The organism is Flavobacterium sp. KMS (assembly GCF_000813005.1).
GTDB lineage: Bacteria > Bacteroidota > Bacteroidia > Flavobacteriales > Flavobacteriaceae > Flavobacterium.
The window spans coordinates 115,305-132,791 of record NZ_JSYP01000009.1 but is presented as its reverse complement, the minus strand read 5'-3'; the positions used below and the strand labels follow the sequence as shown (position 1 = coordinate 132,791).

General features: G+C 32.0%; 17 protein-coding genes and 1 pseudogene. 11 read left to right on the top strand and 7 right to left on the bottom strand.

Annotation, left to right across the window (positions count from 1 at the left end; all coding sequences use genetic code 11):
* Positions 1-29: 29 nt before the first annotated feature.
* From OA93_RS10845 to OA93_RS10830, 4 genes are all read right to left on the bottom strand, one after another.
* A complete protein-coding gene (locus OA93_RS10845; protein ID WP_039113215.1) occupies positions 30-989 on the bottom strand; it encodes a YafY family protein in 960 nt (319 codons plus the stop codon).
* A gap of 170 nt (positions 990-1,159) precedes the next feature.
* Positions 1,160-1,786: an outer membrane beta-barrel protein gene (locus OA93_RS10840; RefSeq protein WP_039113213.1), complete on the bottom strand. Its 627-nt coding sequence runs from the start codon at positions 1,784-1,786 to the stop codon at positions 1,160-1,162.
* A 253-nt stretch (positions 1,787-2,039) separates the two neighbouring features.
* Positions 2,040-3,836: a translation elongation factor 4 gene (gene lepA / locus OA93_RS10835; RefSeq protein WP_039113212.1), complete on the bottom strand. Its 1,797-nt coding sequence runs from the start codon at positions 3,834-3,836 to the stop codon at positions 2,040-2,042.
* A gap of 248 nt (positions 3,837-4,084) precedes the next feature.
* Positions 4,085-4,624 carry a CvpA family protein gene (locus OA93_RS10830; protein WP_039113211.1) on the bottom strand — a complete coding sequence of 180 codons (540 nt, stop codon included), beginning with the start codon at positions 4,622-4,624 and terminating at the stop codon, positions 4,085-4,087.
* A 605-nt stretch (positions 4,625-5,229) separates the two neighbouring features.
* Between OA93_RS10830 and OA93_RS10825 the strand changes: the two genes are divergently transcribed.
* The 6 genes from OA93_RS10825 (at position 5,230) to OA93_RS25550 (ending at position 9,957) form a co-directional block, all read left to right on the top strand.
* Positions 5,230-5,586: a hypothetical protein gene (locus tag OA93_RS10825; protein ID WP_039113210.1), complete on the top strand. Its 357-nt coding sequence runs from the start codon at positions 5,230-5,232 to the stop codon at positions 5,584-5,586.
* Positions 5,587-5,761: 175 nt separating this feature from the next.
* Entirely contained in the window at positions 5,762-6,211 is a 450-nt protein-coding gene (locus tag OA93_RS10820) for a hypothetical protein (protein WP_240474721.1), read from the top strand.
* A gap of 182 nt (positions 6,212-6,393) precedes the next feature.
* The gene (gene pheS, locus OA93_RS10815; RefSeq protein WP_039113263.1) at positions 6,394-7,413 is read left to right on the top strand and encodes a phenylalanine--tRNA ligase subunit alpha; all 1,020 of its coding nucleotides are present in this window, start codon (positions 6,394-6,396) and stop codon (positions 7,411-7,413) included.
* A 79-nt stretch (positions 7,414-7,492) separates the two neighbouring features.
* Positions 7,493-7,900, top strand: a complete 408-nt coding sequence (locus tag OA93_RS10810) for a hypothetical protein (protein ID WP_039113207.1) — start codon at positions 7,493-7,495, stop codon at positions 7,898-7,900.
* Positions 7,901-8,132: 232 nt separating this feature from the next.
* Positions 8,133-8,906, top strand: a complete 774-nt coding sequence (locus OA93_RS10805; protein WP_039113206.1) for an isocitrate lyase/phosphoenolpyruvate mutase family protein — start codon at positions 8,133-8,135, stop codon at positions 8,904-8,906.
* A gap of 10 nt (positions 8,907-8,916) precedes the next feature.
* Positions 8,917-9,957 (top strand): trifunctional transcriptional activator/DNA repair protein Ada/methylated-DNA--[protein]-cysteine S-methyltransferase, encoded by a 1,041-nt coding sequence (locus tag OA93_RS25550; protein ID WP_039113262.1) that lies wholly within the window; start codon positions 8,917-8,919, stop codon positions 9,955-9,957.
* A 208-nt stretch (positions 9,958-10,165) separates the two neighbouring features.
* Here the strand turns inward: OA93_RS25550 and OA93_RS10795 are convergent, their stop codons facing one another.
* The 3 genes and pseudogenes from OA93_RS10795 to OA93_RS10785 all read right to left on the bottom strand — a co-directional run bounded on the left by OA93_RS10795 (position 10,166) and on the right by OA93_RS10785 (position 13,525).
* Positions 10,166-11,161 carry an NAD(P)H-dependent glycerol-3-phosphate dehydrogenase gene (locus tag OA93_RS10795; protein WP_039113205.1) on the bottom strand — a complete coding sequence of 332 codons (996 nt, stop codon included), beginning with the start codon at positions 11,159-11,161 and terminating at the stop codon, positions 10,166-10,168.
* Between the two features lie 347 nt (positions 11,162-11,508).
* Positions 11,509-12,666 carry an iron-containing alcohol dehydrogenase gene (locus OA93_RS10790; protein ID WP_039113204.1) on the bottom strand — a complete coding sequence of 386 codons (1,158 nt, stop codon included), beginning with the start codon at positions 12,664-12,666 and terminating at the stop codon, positions 11,509-11,511.
* Positions 12,667-12,759: 93 nt separating this feature from the next.
* A pseudogene (locus OA93_RS10785) lies at positions 12,760-13,525 on the bottom strand (type 1 glutamine amidotransferase domain-containing protein).
* Between the two features lie 87 nt (positions 13,526-13,612).
* On the opposite strand from OA93_RS10785, the gene OA93_RS10780 reads away from it, so the two are divergent.
* The 5 genes from OA93_RS10780 to OA93_RS10760 all read left to right on the top strand — a co-directional run bounded on the left by OA93_RS10780 (position 13,613) and on the right by OA93_RS10760 (position 17,485).
* Entirely contained in the window at positions 13,613-14,518 is a 906-nt protein-coding gene (locus tag OA93_RS10780; RefSeq protein WP_039113203.1) for a LysR family transcriptional regulator, read from the top strand.
* Between the two features lie 67 nt (positions 14,519-14,585).
* Positions 14,586-14,957, top strand: a complete 372-nt coding sequence (locus OA93_RS10775) for a PKD domain-containing protein (RefSeq protein ID WP_039113201.1) — start codon at positions 14,586-14,588, stop codon at positions 14,955-14,957.
* A gap of 115 nt (positions 14,958-15,072) precedes the next feature.
* On the top strand, positions 15,073-15,765 hold the full coding sequence (locus tag OA93_RS10770; protein ID WP_039113199.1) for an NUDIX domain-containing protein: 693 nt from the start codon (positions 15,073-15,075) through the stop codon (positions 15,763-15,765).
* Between the two features lie 74 nt (positions 15,766-15,839).
* Positions 15,840-16,667, top strand: coding sequence for a ribose-phosphate diphosphokinase (prs, locus tag OA93_RS10765; RefSeq protein WP_039113198.1), 828 nt, complete (start codon positions 15,840-15,842; stop codon positions 16,665-16,667).
* On the top strand, positions 16,664-17,485 hold the full coding sequence (locus tag OA93_RS10760; RefSeq protein ID WP_039113196.1) for a TIGR02452 family protein: 822 nt from the start codon (positions 16,664-16,666) through the stop codon (positions 17,483-17,485). Before prs ends, OA93_RS10760 begins: the two co-directional genes overlap by 4 nt.
* Positions 17,486-17,487: the final 2 nt, after the last annotated feature.

Below are 17,487 nucleotides of genomic sequence, written 5' to 3'. Positions count from 1 at the left end.
TAAAATGAAATCTCATTTTAGGAGTTTTTTTATAAAAGTCTTTGTCTGTTAATTTCTAATAACTCTAAAGTTCGTGTTTTTAATCGCTCAGGTTCCAGAATTGTAGCGTAATCTCCAAACATTAAGAACCAACGCGGAAAGCCACTTTCAATATCTCGGCTCATAAAAGTCATCTCGATATTCCCATCGATTTCTTTTTCGGAGATGAAACCATGGTATTTTCGTTCGTGAGATAAATATCTTGCTATCTTTTTATCAATCAGAATGCGCACTTTGGTAGTTGGGATAGTTTCATTTTTATTCAAATAAGTTTCAAGAGAATCATGTTCTAATGTAAAATCTTTTTCTGTTTTTTTTATGCTATGTACACGGTCTGTTCTAAACTGGCGATAATCGGTGCGCAAATGGCAATATCCTATAACATACCAATTATTGTGATCATGAAAAATGCCAACTGGTTCAATATTTCTTTCTGTAATTCCGTCTGAAGTAAAAGCTTGATAAGAAAGAATAACTTGTTTCTTTTCGGCAATACTTTCAAAAAGTAAAGTGAGTGTATTTGGAGATTTATCGTTAAAAAGTTTCTCGGCAGATTGCATTAAAACACTCGATTCAATTGTAGAAACCCAATCTTTATCGTCGCTTTTAAGCACAGATTTTAATTTATACATTGCCGAAGCATAATGATTTCCCAAAGTAGTATCAGTAAATTTTTGCATCAATTTTTCAGCAGCAATAAAACTACTAGCTTCTTCTCGGGTAAACATAACTGGCGGTAATCGATAACCATCCATCAAAGCATAACCAACACCAGCTTCGCTATAAATAGGAACGCCAGATGCTTCTAGAGTGCGAATGTCACGGTAAATTGTTCTTAAACTTACTTCGAAACGATTGGCTAGTTCTTGTGCTTTTACAATCTTTTTAGATTGTAGCTGAATAAGAATTGCAACAATTCGGTCAAATCGTTTTGGGGATTCATCGAGCATTTTTCTTTTGAGTTTTTATAGGTACAGAGGTTCAAAGATACAAAGGTTTCGTTTTTATTGCTTTAAATTATAAAACTGTTAAACTAAAAAACCCAATAACGAAAGTTATTGGGCTTTTCTATATGCTGTACTTTATTTTCTAAAACCTAGAGTAGATTTCTAAACTAGTATTAAAATTTATAAAGTAATCCAAATTTAGGTTGTGCAAAAATGTTATTAAACAAGTTGATGTTTAAGTTAAAACTACTAGTTGATGTTCCATTTTCAGGATTTGCATTATTGTACGTTAAGATGTCGGCTAGAGCAAATGTAGCAGCCCATTTCTTGGTAAAGAAATAGTTTAGTCCCACTGTTATGTTTGCCTTAATTCCATTTGTTGTGTTTTCTACATTTAATACTTCTGTTTTAACATGACTATAACCTAATCCTGCTTCTCCATATACTTTAAGACGTCTAGAATCCAATTCTAAGAAATAGTATCTGGCAAATGCTCCAACACCAAATTGATTGTTTTTTGTTTCTGCGGGAGTTCCTTTGCTTGTTGTAGATCCAGATACATCCAAGTCAAACCCGATAGCTATATTGTCGGCAATAAGATATCCAAATTGAGGGTTTATAGCAAATGCGTTTGAATTATCTTTTACAGTGCTAACCGATACACCCCCCTCAATAAACATGCTTCCTTTTTCGAATCGTACTCCTTTGGCAGTACTAATTTCTTCTTCTACTTCTTTCTGTTGTGCGTTTGCAAAACAAAATGTAAATAACGCTACAAGTGTTGTGATTTTTGTTTTCATAATCATTGCTTTTAAATTGTTTAAATAAAATCTGATTAATTCATATATGTAAAAATAATTAAAAACTTACAAATAAATACTTAATAAAGTGAGATTTTATCCATTATTTAATTAACAATGCGTTGATATGTAGTGGTTTATTTAGATTTTGTGGGCTGTAGGGATTTAAAAGAGCATAAAAAAACCCAATAACGTTAGTTATTGGGTTCATCTATATTCTATTCTCTTTCTTCTTTTATCTAAAATAAAAAAACTAGTCGTTCAATTTTAAAACAGCCATAAATGCTTCTTGAGGAATCTCAACGTTTCCTACCTGACGCATACGTTTTTTACCTTTTTTCTGTTTTTCAAGTAATTTACGCTTACGCGAAATATCTCCACCATAACATTTTGCAGTAACGTCTTTACGTAATGCTTTTATAGTTTCACGAGAAATTACTTTTACTCCAATTGCTGCTTGAATCGGAATATCAAACTGCTGACGTGGAATTAATTCTTTTAGTTTTTCACACATTTTTTTACCAATGTGGTAAGCATTATCTACGTGAATTAAAGAAGATAAAGCATCGACAATTGTAGCATTTAATAAAATATCAACTTTTACTAAGCTTGAAGTTCGCATTCCAATTGGTGTGTAATCAAACGAAGCATATCCTTTTGAAACCGTTTTAAGACGATCATAAAAATCAAATACAATTTCGGCAAGAGGCATATCAAAAGTCAACTCAACTCTTTCGGTAGTTAAATATGTTTGGTTGGTAATTAAACCACGTTTTTCTATACACAAAGACATAACATTACCTACGAAATCAGATTTGGTGATAATTGTTGCTTTGATATAAGGTTCTTCTACGTGATCTAATTTTGATGGTTCTGGTAAATCAGAAGGATTGTTTACCACAAATCCTACAGTAGGTTCTTTTTTGGTATAAGCCAAGTAAGAAACGTTAGGAACTGTAGTAATTACAGTCATATTAAACTCACGTTCTAATCTTTCCTGAATAATCTCCATGTGTAACATTCCTAAGAATCCACAACGGAAACCGAATCCTAAAGCCGCAGAACTTTCAGGTAAAAATACTAATGAAGCATCGTTCAATTGTAGTTTTTCCATCGAGTTACGTAACTCCTCGTAATCTTCTGTATCTACAGGATAAATCCCAGCAAATACCATTGGTTTTACATCCTCAAAACCAGTAATCATATTAGTTGTTGGGTTTTTCGCATCCGTTAAGGTATCCCCAACTTTTACTTCTTTAGCTTCTTTAATACCAGAAATTAAATAACCAACATCACCTGCGGAAATAACACTTTTTGGAACTTGATTTAATTTTAAAGTTCCAATTTCATCAGCAAAATATTCATTACCTGTGGCCATGAATTTAATTTTTTGCCCTTTTTTAATTTGTCCGTTTTTTACACGGAAAATAACTTCAATTCCTCTAAAAGGATTGTAGTGAGAGTCAAAAATCAAAGCTTGTAAAGGCTCATCGATTTCTCCTTTTGGAGGAGGAATTCTTTCGATAATTGCTGCCAATATATTTTCGACACCTAAACCTGTTTTACCAGAGGCATGAATAATTTCTTCTAGTTTACATCCTAATAAATCTACGATATCATCGCTAACTTCTTCAGGATTTGCACTTGGTAAATCGACTTTGTTTAAGATTGGAATAATTTCCAGGTCATTTTCCAGAGCCAAATATAAATTTGAAATTGTTTGAGCTTGTATACTTTGTGCAGCATCAACAATTAAAAGCGCCCCTTCGCAGGCAGCAATTGATCGTGAAACTTCGTATGAAAAGTCAACGTGTCCGGGAGTATCAATTAAATTCAGGATATATTCCTCTCCTTTATAAGTATATTCCATCTGGATGGCGTGACTCTTTATGGTAATTCCGCGTTCACGTTCCAAGTCCATATTATCAAGCAATTGCGCTTTTTCTTCACGTGCAGTAACGGTTTGTGTTGCGCCTAGTAAGCGATCGGCAAGTGTACTTTTTCCGTGATCAATGTGTGCAATAATGCAAAAGTTACGTATATTTTTCATTTTCTTTTATATCAATTCTCTATACGAGTTTAAGTATTTTTTGTTGTGATTTTATAGTATGGCTGTGCCATACAGGCGCGTCATTAATCGGCAAAGATAATGCAAACTTTTGGATTGTAGAATCTTGATGTATTATTGTTGAATCTTTAAGAAATAAAAGATGGATTCGGCTGTTTTTTACACTCTTGAATGCTTATTCTAAAATTTAAGTTTAAAGCAAAACAAGTGTTTTTATAATCTAAGAATAATTATGATTCTTTAGTTGCCGAAGACTCTTTTTTGGCCTCGCTTTTCTTTAACGTATCATACCAGTTTTCTATAGATGGATAAATAAAACCAGCTATTTTTTGTATCGGATTATAAAATATCGATTTGTCTAATGTTTCTTTTTTTGCAAAAGTATGATTGAAATTTATTTTTTCGAAAAGACTAAAAACAATACTCAAAATAAGAATCGTTTTTAGAATTCTAAAAAGACCTCCGCCTAATTTGTTTAACCATCCTAGTTGAGCAAAATCAGCAATTCCGGTTAAAAATTTAGCTAATAAATATACTGCGATAACTACTAGAATAAAGGTTAGGATAAAAGCTGTAATCTGGATTGTATTTGGGTTCCATGAAACATGTTTCATGATGATTTCTTTCATTAAAGACGAAAATTTTATTGCTAGGTAAATCCCAAGTAATAAAGAGATAAAAGAAGCAACTTCTACAAAAAGCCCGTTTTTAATACCTTGGTATAAACCGTATGCCAATAAAACACCCAAAATCATATCGAAAAAACTCATATTCCTGTTTTTGTTTAATAAAGGCGCAAATATAGAAGAATTATCTGTTTTTTAGGTTCTGAGGTTCAGAGATGCAATCCCGTCCCGACGGTCAATGTCATTGAGTTAAGGAAAAGATAAAAAGATTTAAGATTTTTGACTAACGATTTTTGATTTCAGATGTATGAAACCTCAGGAAAATCGACAATCGATATTTACAAACACTAAATCTTCAATCTCTTAACTTAATGACATTGAGCGTCGGAATAGAAGAAAATCCGTGTTTAATCCGTGTTTTCGCTATAGCGAATCCGCATCATCCGCGTTCCCTTCTAGATAATCTTTGTCGAGTATACAATTAATCATAATTTGCTAAAAAAGCTTTACTGAATGATATTGCCCGACAGTTCGGGATCGGGACAGAGGTTTTAAATGTTGATGTTTTTGATTTTTCGGAATCAATAGACAAAAGCATTGTCTCAAAATGATCCTTTTTAGAACGTTAAATCTATGAATCTATACGTTTAATTTTTTAAGGTGTTTGGATTTGAAGTCCGTATCTTTGCAAACTAAATTTTATGACTTTTGAATTTATAATTCATAATTCATAATTCACACCTATAAAAATGTCAAGAGACGCACAACTTAAAGAACGCTGGGAACAGCTTGTAAATATACTTTCCGATCAATTTTCACAAGGAGAAAACCTAGATTTAGATTCCATAATTTATTTAATTGGAGTACAAGAATTAGGGAAATTACATCGTGAATTTAAAAAAGATGAAAAATTAAACCTCATGCATATTGCTATTTGTAGGTTATTAGAGCCTTATGGTTTTTATGAATTTGAGTTTTTTGATGAGGAAGGTTGGCCACATTATAAGGTAAAAGAAGAATTACCACCATTAAAAGCGGGAGAACAATCGGTTTTAATGAAAGAAGCAATTGTGAGTTACTTTTTAGAAAGAAAACTTATAGAGTAGTTTTATTAGTATTCAGTGTTCAGTCTCAGTTTTCAGCGTGTGCTAAATTGTAAACCGCGACTGAACACTTAACACTGCTACTGTAAACTAAAAAAATATGTGTAGATACGCAATGGTTTCCTATAAGCCACATTACGCTTGTTTTGATTGTCGTAAGACATTTAAAAGAAGGTTGATGACTGATATAGAAAGAGGAGAGAAATCTGTTCAGGAAGCAAAGTGTCCAGAATGCGGAGAATTAATGGCTAATATGGGACTTGATTTTGAATCACCTAAAAAAGATGATGTAAAAAAATGGGAGCATATTAAAAGTCTGTATTCAGTTGGAATTGCATTTCATTCCTGTGGTTGCAGCGGACCAGGTTATATTCCTAATTCTAAAGAAAAATTAATCGAGTATTTTGAAAACTTAAGAGATACTTATCTTAAGAATATTAATTTTTGGCGTTCAAGAACAGAGCCTACCAATAAACAGGAAAGAGAGAAAGATTATCAAAAAAATTGGCATGAATTAGGTAAGGTTTCATCTAATTCTAAAAAAGAAATTATTAAGAATCAGGAAGGAATAACCTTTTGGTTAAATAGAGTAAAGGAAATTGAAAGTAAAATAAGTTTGATAAAATAGTTATAGATTAAACTTGTTTTTGCAATAGAAAATGGATTACTACTTTAATCAAGTTTATATTTTTGTCAGGCTTACTCGTTTTATTTGTTAATATTATTACGATTTGCAAAGGAAACTTTAAACTTTAGACTTTAAACTTGAAACAAATTATGTAAATTTGTATTCTCAATTACGGAATGAAAATGATAGATAAGATAAAAGAATATATTGGGGAAGCTCAAGCTTTTTCAACTGAAAATAAGGAAGAGTTAGAAGCATTCCGCATTAAATTTCTTGGAAAAAAAGGTGTTTTAAACGATTTTTTTGCTGAATTTAAAACGGTACCAAATGACCAGAAAAAGGAATTTGGACAGGTTATAAACGCTTTAAAAACAGCTGCGGAAGATAAAGTAAAAACAATAGTTGAAGCTTTAGAAAGCAAAGAAGAAATTAAAGGTATTTATGGAGATTTAACTCGTGCTGCCGAGCCAGTAATTATTGGTTCTCGTCACCCGATATCAATCGTAAAAAACCAGATTATAGATATTTTTGCAAACATTGGTTTTAACGTTTCTGAAGGTCCGGAAATCGAAGACGATTGGCATAACTTTACAGCATTAAACCTTCCGGAATATCATCCGGCACGTGATATGCAGGATACATTTTTTATACAAACAAATCCTGATGTTTTGTTGCGTACGCATACATCATCAGTTCAGGTGCGTTATATGGAAAATCATAAACCGCCTATTCGTACTATTTCACCAGGACGTGTTTTCCGTAACGAAGCAATTTCGTCAAGATCACACTGTATCTTCCATCAGGTAGAAGGATTGTATATTGATAAAGATGTTTCGTTTGCAGATTTAAAACAAACATTGCTTTATTTTACTAAAGAAATGTTCGGGAAATCAAAAATCCGTTTACGTCCGTCATATTTTCCGTTTACAGAACCTAGCGCCGAGATTGATATTTATTGGGGTCTAAAAACCGAAACTGATTATCGTATCACCAAAGGAACAGGTTGGTTAGAAATTGGAGGATGTGGAATGGTAGATCCAAACGTATTGAAAAATTGTGATATCAACCCAGAAGAATATAATGGTTTTGCATTTGGTATGGGAGTAGAGCGTATCGCAATGTTGTTATACCAAATTGGTGATATTCGTATGTTTTACGAAAACGACGTTAGATTCTTAGAGCAATTTAAATCAAACATATAATTTAAGTCCAAAATTTGTAAAGTCGAAAGTTTCAAAACATGAAGCTTTCGACTTTATGACTTTATAACTTTTTACAACTATGAAAAAAGATATAATTATTCCAGAAGTAGAGAATATTTTTATGGCCGTTGTTCAGGAATGGAGCGACGATTTTATGGAGAAAGTATGGTATGCTTATCTTGTAAATGACAGTGATTTTAATATTGAAAGTGTAATGGTCGTTTCAAAAGCTTTTGGAACAATTGATGGCGAAATGAAAAAAACGTCACTTTTGCGTCATGCTTTTGTTGAGGTTCCATCGGTTTCGGTAGTAAAAATCGAAATGGTAGAAAAAAGTGTATTAGCTTTAAACAATGAGTTTATGGTTACTTTTTTTATCGGAAACACATTATACGACAAGAAATATATTTTTAAAGCACATTCTATACATGAAGATTTCTCTGAAGAAGTGCCTATCTTGTTTGTAGATGGCGTTATAGTGAAGTAGCAGTTTTTAGTTCTCAGTTGCAGTTTACAGTCTCAGTATAAAAACAGTCTCAGTTTACAGTTACAGTAAAAACAGTAAATTGGTTAGAGAATAAAATATAAGAAAAGAGTCAAGGCGAAATAAATTAGTCTTGACTCTTTTTTTTATGCCTAAAAAAAAATACTTGTTAATTTTTCGGTTGCTGGAGGCATAACTCCTAAAGTATTTTTGTGATAAATAATTGCAATATACTATGACAACAAAATTTGAAGAATTTAGAAAATTACATTCTGGTGAAACGCCATTATTAATCGGAAATGTATGGAATGTGCAGACAGCTTTACAATATGAAAAATTAGGATTTAAGGCTATTGGTACTTCGAGTGCAGCAATTGCAAATGACTTAGGTTATGAAGATGGAGAAGATATGCCATTTGAAGATTATTTTTTTATGATTAAAAGAATTGCAGTTTCGACAAAGCTTCCTCTAACAGTCGATTTGGAAGCAGGATACGGAAGCACAGCCGAAGCAATAATTACTAACATTATAAGATTGCATGAAGTAGGAGTTGTCGGAATCAATATTGAAGATTCAGAAGTAAAAAAATCTGAACGTAAAATAGAAGATGCAGAACATTTTACAATCAAACTAAAAGCGATTGTTGGTGGTCTCAAAAAAAGAAATATCCCAATGTTTATAAACGTTCGTTGTGATGCTTTTCTTTTAGATTTATCAAATGCATTAAATGGAAGTATACACAGAATAAAACAATATAGGACGGCTAACATAGATGGTATTTTTCTCCCTTGTATTACAAATGCGAATGATATAAAAATGATTGCAGAGACAATAGATGTTCCGCTTAATGTTATGTGTATGCCTAATCTTCCTAATTTTGAAGAATTAAAAACATTAGGAGTAAAACGTATTAGTATGGGGAACTTTATGCACGCATTTTTTAACAAACAGTTGGAAGTGGTTACAAAAGAGATAATTGAAAAAAATAGCTTCAGCCCAATTTTCTAAAAATACGATTATGAAACTCACAGATGATATAATGTATCAGGCAGCAGTAAATAAAGATACTTCATTTGAAGGTGTTTTTTTTACTGCAGTAAAAACTACAGGGATTTTCTGCAGACCTACGTGTACTGCAAGAAAGCCAAAGAGAGAAAATGTAGAATTTTTTACTTCTTCAAAAGAAGCTATTTTAAAAGGATACAGACCATGTAAAGTTTGTTTTCCATTAGAAAAATATAATGAAACACCCGATTTTATAAAAGATATTCTTAGAGAATTATCTGAAAACCCATCTCTTAAATTTAAAGATTATGATTTGGTTAAACGAGGAATTGAACCCAGTAAAATGAGACGATGGTTTTTAAAAAATCACGGAATTACATTTCAGGCATATCAAAGAATGTTTCGTATTAATAGTGCTTTCAAAAAAATAAAAGAAGGAGAAAGTGTTACAGCCACAGCCTTTGACGCAGGATATGAATCATTGAGTGGATTTAATGATACTTTTAAATCTGTATTTGGAGTTTCTCCTAAGAATAGTAAAACACAGAATTTAATTGATATCAAAAGGATAGAAACTCCTCTGGGTACAATGTATGCTTGTGCCGTAAAGCAAGGAATTTGCCTGCTTGAATTTACGGATAGAAAAATGCTTGAAACTGAATTAAAAGCTTTAGCAAAAACTCTAAATGCAACTATTATTCAAGGGGAGAATGAGCATTTTAATGTGTTAGAAAGTCAATTAAAAGAATACTTTGATGGAGAAAGAAAAGATTTTACAGTTCCGATTTTTTCGCCAGGTTCTGATTTCCAAAATCGGGTATGGACAGCTTTAAAAGCAATTCCTTACGGAGCCGTAAAGTCGTATAAAGAGCAATCTATAATAATTAATAAGCCAGAAGCGGTTAGGGCTGTCGCCAATGCAAATGGGATGAATAGAATATCTATACTTATTCCTTGTCATCGAGTTATAGGCTCGAATGGTGAGCTGACTGGTTATGGTGGAGGTTTATGGAGAAAAAAATGGCTCCTTGAAATGGAGGAAAAGAATAAGTAGTTTTCAGTTTTTAGTCTCAGTCTCAGTTGTAGTAAAACAGTAAAGAGGTTCAAATAAATAAAAAGAGAGTCAAGACGAAATAAATCGCTTTGACTCTCTTTTTATTCTTATAATATAGTAGATATACTCTACATTTTTTAGTTCTTACTTTCTACCGCAAACTGAGACTGAAAACCGCCACTGTTTTTACTGCGACTGTAACTAAATACTAATCCAATACATCAGTAAGTTTCTTGAAAACAGTTTTAGCATCTTTACCTTCGTATAAAATAGCATAAACGGCATCGATAATTGGTGTTTTTGCACCATAACCTTGGTTTAGTTTATAAGCACTTTTGGTAGCATAATACCCTTCGGCAATCATGCTCATTTCCATCATCGCACTTTTTACAGTGTATCCTTTTCCAATCATGTTTCCAAACATTCGGTTTCTCGAAAAAACAGAATATCCTGTAACTAATAAATCACCCAGATAAGCAGAGTCATTAATGTTACGTTTCATTTTATGGACTTTCTTGATGAATTTCTTCATTTCGCGAATAGCATTACTCATTATAACCGATTGAAAATTATCGCCATAACCTAAACCATGGGCAATTCCTGCAGCAATTGCATAAATATTTTTAAGCATTGCAGCATACTCGGTACCTATAATATCATCAGATATCTTGGCCTTTATATAATTTCCAGATAAGTTCTTGGCAACAACACTAGCTTTAGTAGAATCTCCGCATGCAATTGTTAAATAAGATAGTCTCTCAAGAGCAACTTCTTCGGCATGACATGGTCCTGTGATAACACCAATGTTATAATACGGGATATCATATTTTATATGAAAATGTTCTCCAACAATTAAACTTGTTTCAGGAACAATACCTTTAATAGCCGAGAAAATAACTTTGTTATCTAAGGAAACTGTTAATTTTTCTAATTCAGCATTTAAAAAAGCCGATGGAATAGCAAAAATAATATAATCAGCATATTCTACGGCTTCATTTATATTATTAGTAAGCTTTAATTTAGTAGTATCAAACTCTACCGAACTTAAGTAATTCGGATTGTGTTTGTATTTGTTAATGTGTTCGATAGCAGCGTCATTACGCATGTACCACGAAATTTCGGAAAGATTTACACATAACATTTTTGCAATGGCGGTTGCCCAGCTTCCACCACCAATTACTGCAAATTTTAAATTTTCGCTCATTATAATTATTAATTTTTATCAAAAGTACTAATATTATACGAATAGTACGAAAAATTCATGCTAACAAACGCTTTTGGTATGAAAAATACATATCAAAATATACAGAAACTATCTCGTTTTTTATTAGTTTAAAATCTAATAAAAAAAAATAATTATTTTTTACAAAATATACAATAAGTAGCTGATTCTTACGTTGTAGTAGTTTATGAATTAGAATTTTAGTTAAATGAATTTACAAAGAATTGAGTTAGTTAGTTTTGTTTTAGTATTGTAAAAAGGCGTCCTTAATAAGTTTTAAGAACGCCTTTTTTTAGTTTTCAGTTTTTAACTAAGACAAAATACTGCGACTAGTAGCTCATTTCTACAATCGATTTTACTTTATCTAAAGTAACCAATTGGTTTTCTCCTAAACCTTTCCAACCTCTTTCTTCAAAACGATTTACTATAAAGTCGGCTGTTTTATCATAGTCGTTTGTATATTGAGATAGTTTAGTATCCATTCCCATAGTATGGAAAAAAGCAACTGTTTGGTTAATTGCTTCTTTTGCTACTTCATCATCAGAACCAGTTAGGTTAAAAATACGTCTTCCGTATTGTGCTAGTTTTCCCTTTTTAGTTTCAAACATTACACGATATAAACTAGGCCCAACAATTGCCAATGTTCTTGCGTGATCGATACCATACAAAGCAGTTAATTCATGACCAATCATGTGAGTTGCCCAATCGCTCGGTACACCTTTTTGTATTAATCCGTTAAGCGCCATTGTACAGCTCCACATAAAGTTTGAAGCCAGTGCATAATCAGTAGGGTTTTCAACTACTTTTGGACCAATTTCTATTAAGGTTTGTAAAATACCTTCGGCAATTCGATCTTGTAAATATCCTTCATGAGGATAAGTTAAGTATTGCTCCATTACGTGCGTATAAGCATCTACAACACCATTTTGTAATTGTCTTTTTGGTAAAGAAGCAATAACAGTTGGGTCACAAATAGAGAATTTAGGAAACAAAGCACTACCACCAAAAGCCAATTTTTCCTGAGTAGATTCGATGGTTACTACAGCACCAGAATTCATTTCGCTTCCCGTTGCAGGCAATGTTAAAACTGTCCCGAATGGTACTGCATTTTCTTTAATCAATAAACGTTTTTGAAGGATATCAATCGGGTTTCCTTCAAAATTAACCGCAGCCGAAATAAATTTAACTCCATCAATAACAGATCCACCACCAACAGCTAAGATAAAATCGATTTTTTCGGCTTTAATAACAGCAACAGCTTTCATCAAAGTTTCAAAATGAGGATTTGGTTCAATTCCACCAAATTCTACAATATTAAATCCTTTTAGATTATTGATTACTTGTTCGTGAATTCCGTTTTTAAAGATGCTTCCACCTCCGTAAGCTAATAATATTTTAGCTCCTTGAGGAACAAGGTCTTTTAGTTTTTCAATTTGTCCTTTTCCGAAAACTAGATTTGTCGGATTGTATAATTCAAAGTTTAACATTTTTTTTGTTTTTTAGTTACTAAGATACTAAGGCGCTGAGGTTCTAAGTTTTTTTTTAATCTCAGCGACTTAGCGACTCAGTATCTTAGATTCTTATTTAGTTAATTTTTTTAATAATTTTTCAGCTACCAATTTTGATGATGCTGGATTTTGTCCTGTAATTAATAATCCATCTTCAACTGCGTATGGTTCCCAGTTTGGTCCTTTAGAATAAATTGCCCCATCTTTTTGTAATGCATCTTCAAGCAAGAACGGAACTATTTTTGTTAATCCTACTGCTTCTTCTTCGGCATTAGAAAAGCCAGTAACTTTTTTTCCTTTTACTAAAAATTCCCCATTTACCTTAACATCCTTAAGAACTCCAGGAGCGTGGCAAACAAAACTTACAGGTTTATTTTGTGTGTAAAATGCGGAGATTAATTCTGCCGAGTTTTTGTCTTCGGCTAGATCCCACAAAGGACCGTGACCACCAGGATAAAATACAGCGTCATAATCAGCAGGATTTACATCTGATAATTTAATGGTGTGTTTTAATTTTTCTAATAAAACTTTATCAGCATCAAATCGTTTAGTGTCTTCGGTTGCCGATGCTGGGTCTGCACTTTTAGGATCTATAGGTGGTTGAACCACCAAGTGGTGTTGCTATTGTTATCTCAACTCCTTTATCTACAAGAGCATAATAAGGCGCTGCAAGTTCTTCTGTCCAAAATCCGGTTTTTTCGCCTGTGTTACCCAGCTTATCATGACTAGTAACAACAAATAATACTTTTTTCATATTTTTTTTATTTACTTTTTGCGCAGTAGTTTTAGCACAATTTATAGTTAATGCGATAATAACAAATAGAGCGATTTTCTTCATAATGTATTTTATTTGATACAAAATTAGAGCAATTAAGGTATTAGTAAAAATAAAATAAATTATGTTTGTGATAAATATATTTATATCATGGTTAATCTAGAATGGTACAGAACGTTTAAATCGGTATATAAAAATGGCAATTTTTCTTTGGCTGCCAAAGAGCTTTTTATTAGTCAACCCGCAGTTAGCCAGCAGATATCAATGTTAGAAGCACACGTTGGTTATAAACTCTTTAACAGAAAATCAAAAGGAGTCGAACCAACGGATTACGCTAAGTTACTTAATAATTTGATTATAGATGCGCTTGACCGTCTCGAAAACGTAGAGAATGGGTTTCGAGCCAAAGCATCCGATGCAAATCGATTAATTTCTGTTGGCATTTCTAAAAACCTGTTTGCTAGCTTAGGTAGTGTCTTAATATCTAAATTTGATTTTATCGATTTTAGTTTTAATGATAATGATACTCTTTTTGAATTAGTAGATGCCAAAAAACTTGATTTTGCAATTATTACCAAGCAATTTGATACGTTTGATACTATTCAGGAAGTTGTTGGAAAAATTAAATTAGTTATGGTTTCGTCACCACAACTTGAGGTAAATGAGTTTACGCAGAAGTTAAAAACTAAAGAATCCTCTGAAATAGAACAATGGCTTAATGAGCAAAAATGGTATAGTCATGATGCACGAATTCCTCATGTTAAATTATTCTGGCTGCACGTTTTTAATAAAAAAAGACCTTCGATGGTTCCTAATTATATTATTCCTAATGAAAGTGAAATGCTAAGAGTACTCTCTAAAAATAGCGGAATTGGGATAACCTGGAATTGCAATGCAAAAGAATTGATTGAGGAAGGTAAACTACAGTTATTATGGGATAGTAAGGAAATGCCAAGTATTGATGTTTTCCTGTTATCAGGAAAAAACAGTAACCTGAGTCCGATTTTTGAAATTATTGCTACAGAATTAAAGTTGTTTTTTAGTAAGATATTTTAGCCGTAATCCTTTATTTTTTATTTTTAAAAGAATAATTTTGATGGCTAAACAACTTAATTTTTGAAAAATGAATAATTTAAAAATAATTTTAATAATGATCGCTGTAGTCTTTATGAGTAATTCATGCAGTAAGAGCGAAGATGAGGCAATAGTAGATTGCTTAGGAGATTCAATTTTAATGAAATTAAAACATTCTGAAGATGAAACTGATTCTAAGAAAATTAATTATTCTATAGAATATTATGGAAGTAAAACGATAAGTTCTGTAAAATGGACTTTTGGAGATGGATCTCCTTCTGAAGTTATAAGCACTACTACGGGATCAGTAGCACATACTTACAGTGCTGCCGGAACATTTGAAGTTACAGCGGAAGTAACTATTTCCAAAGACGGAGGCAGTTGTACTACAAGCCCAAAGAAAAGTATAACGGTAAATTAAAAAAGCAGGAAGAAAACATATTTAGGAGAGTCAATTTTATAATTTATTGCAATAGCATAAATTATAAAATTGACTCTTCTTTGTTATATTTGTGTAAATTTTACGCATTAGAGTTATGATAGAAAATCAAAATATTAGAGTTGCTGTTGATGCGATTGTTTTTGGATACCAGAACAATCAATTATATGTGCTTTTAATTCAGCAAAAATTTGGAACTAAAGAATCGTATTGGGCTTTACCTGGTGGTTTAGTAAAAAATGATGAATCACTAGAACAAGCTGTAAAACGTGAGTTAAAAGAGGAAACTAATATTACGGTGAATCACTTTGAACAATTATTTACTTTCGGTGATGATGTTTTCAGGGATCCGAGAAACAGGGTAATTTCTGTTGCTTATTTTGCATTGGTAGATCCTTCGAAGTTAAAAGTTAAAGCCGATTCTGATGCAGATAATGCACAATGGTTTCAAGTGGATGCTATTCCTGCTTTGGCATTCGACCATAATTTAATTCTAAAAAAAGCGATTGAGCGTTTAAAAGCAAAACTTACTTACGAACCAATCGGATTTGATTTGTTGCCAAAAGAATTTCTATTTTCGGAACTGGAGAATTTGTATTGTACAATCCTGGAGAAAGAAATAGACCGAAGAAATTTCAGAAAAAAGATCTTAAGTTTTGGGATTATTCAGGAAACAGATAATTTTTCGCCTAATAAAACAGGAAGGCCCGCAAAATTATTTAAGTTCAATCAGCAGAAATACAATGCTTTATTGAAGGAAGGATTTCACTTTGAAATTAAGTTTGCGTAAATTTTACACAAAATAATTGTTTGTATAAATATTAAATGTATATTTGCGTATAATTAACGCAAAACAAAAAAACTATGATACTTAATTTAGACCCAAATTTTACCCCTTTTACAGGACAAAAAGAAATAGATTTTAAAAGCTTTACTTTTTCTGGAGGAGAACCACATATCAAAATTAATCCTGATTTTGATGTCAATCAAAAAATTACAATCACACATAGATTAAATTCATTCAACGATTTAGGATTGTTGTGTCTAACAGTTGATGCTTTAAGAAGAATGGATGTAAAAGTTATTGATTTGTTTATTCCTTATTTTCCAGCAGCAAGACAAGATCGTGTAATGATAAAAGGAGAACCATTGTCTGTAAAAGTATATGCGGATATTATCAATGCAATGCAATTAAACAAAGTGTTTGTTTTTGATGCACATTCTGAAGTTACACCAGCTTTGGTAAACAATTGTGAAGTAATCCCGAATCATACTTTTATAGCAGCAGTTATTAAAACAATAGGAAACGATGTAAAATTGATTTCTCCTGATGGTGGTGCTTTGAAAAAAATCTACAAAGTTTCTGAGTTTTTAGGAGGAGTAGATGTTGTTGAATGTAGCAAAAGTCGTGATGTAAAAACAGGAAGATTATCTGGTTTTAAAGTTTATGAAGAAGACTTAAAAGGAATGGATTGTCTTATTGTAGATGATATCTGTGATGGTGGAGGAACATTTGTAGGATTGGCAGAAGAACTAAAAAACAAGAATGCAGGAAAATTATATTTGGCTGTAAGCCACGGAATTTTCAATAAAGGCTTTGAAGTTTTAGATTGTTTCGAGAAAATATTCACAACGAATTCTTTCAAAGATTTTGAAGGCGAAAGTGTTGAAGTGATAAAATTAGAATTATGAATAAAAATTATAGAGTAGAAATAGCAAATAAAACTTTAGAAATCATAAAGAATGGTTTTTATGAATATAAAGGGGAAAAGATTGTCATAGATAAAGAACTTGAAGAATCTATAGAAAATACGTTTACAATTGAGCCAAACGATTGGGATGCAATCTTGAAAACTCCAATTGAAAATAAGTTTGAAACAGAGATTATAACGAAAAATTGTTCTACAATTGAAGCAATTGTTCAAGAGAAAAACGGCAAAATTTGCGTCTTGAATTTTGCTTCTGCAAAAAATCCAGGCGGTGGATTTTTAGGAGGTGCTTCTGCTCAGGAAGAAAGTTTAGCTAGATCTTCAAACCTTTATGAAACACAAATCAAAGACAAAGTGATGTATGATTTTAATAGAAATCAGTCTTCATTTCTATATTCAGATTACATGATTTATAGTCCGAATGTCTTGTTTTGGAATGATGATAGCGGAAATTATTTTGAAAAACCATTAGTTGCAGACATTATCACATCTCCAGCGCCAAACAAAGGCGCGATGCTGCAACATAATAGGAAAGAAGAAATTGCTGCAACAGAAGAGGTTTTTAAAAACAGAATGGATAAAGTCTTGGCAATTGCTTTAAAGCAAAAAAGTGATACAATAATTTTGGGAGCTTGGGGTTGTGGCGTTTTTAGAAATGAAACCAAAGATGTAGCACATTTGTTCAAGGAAATTATTACTGAAAAATACGCAGGTGCTTTTAAAAAAATAGTCTTTGCAATATTTAGTAATTCCGAAAAAAAATCAAGTTTTAAGTGTTTTGAGGATACTTTTAAAAAATAAAT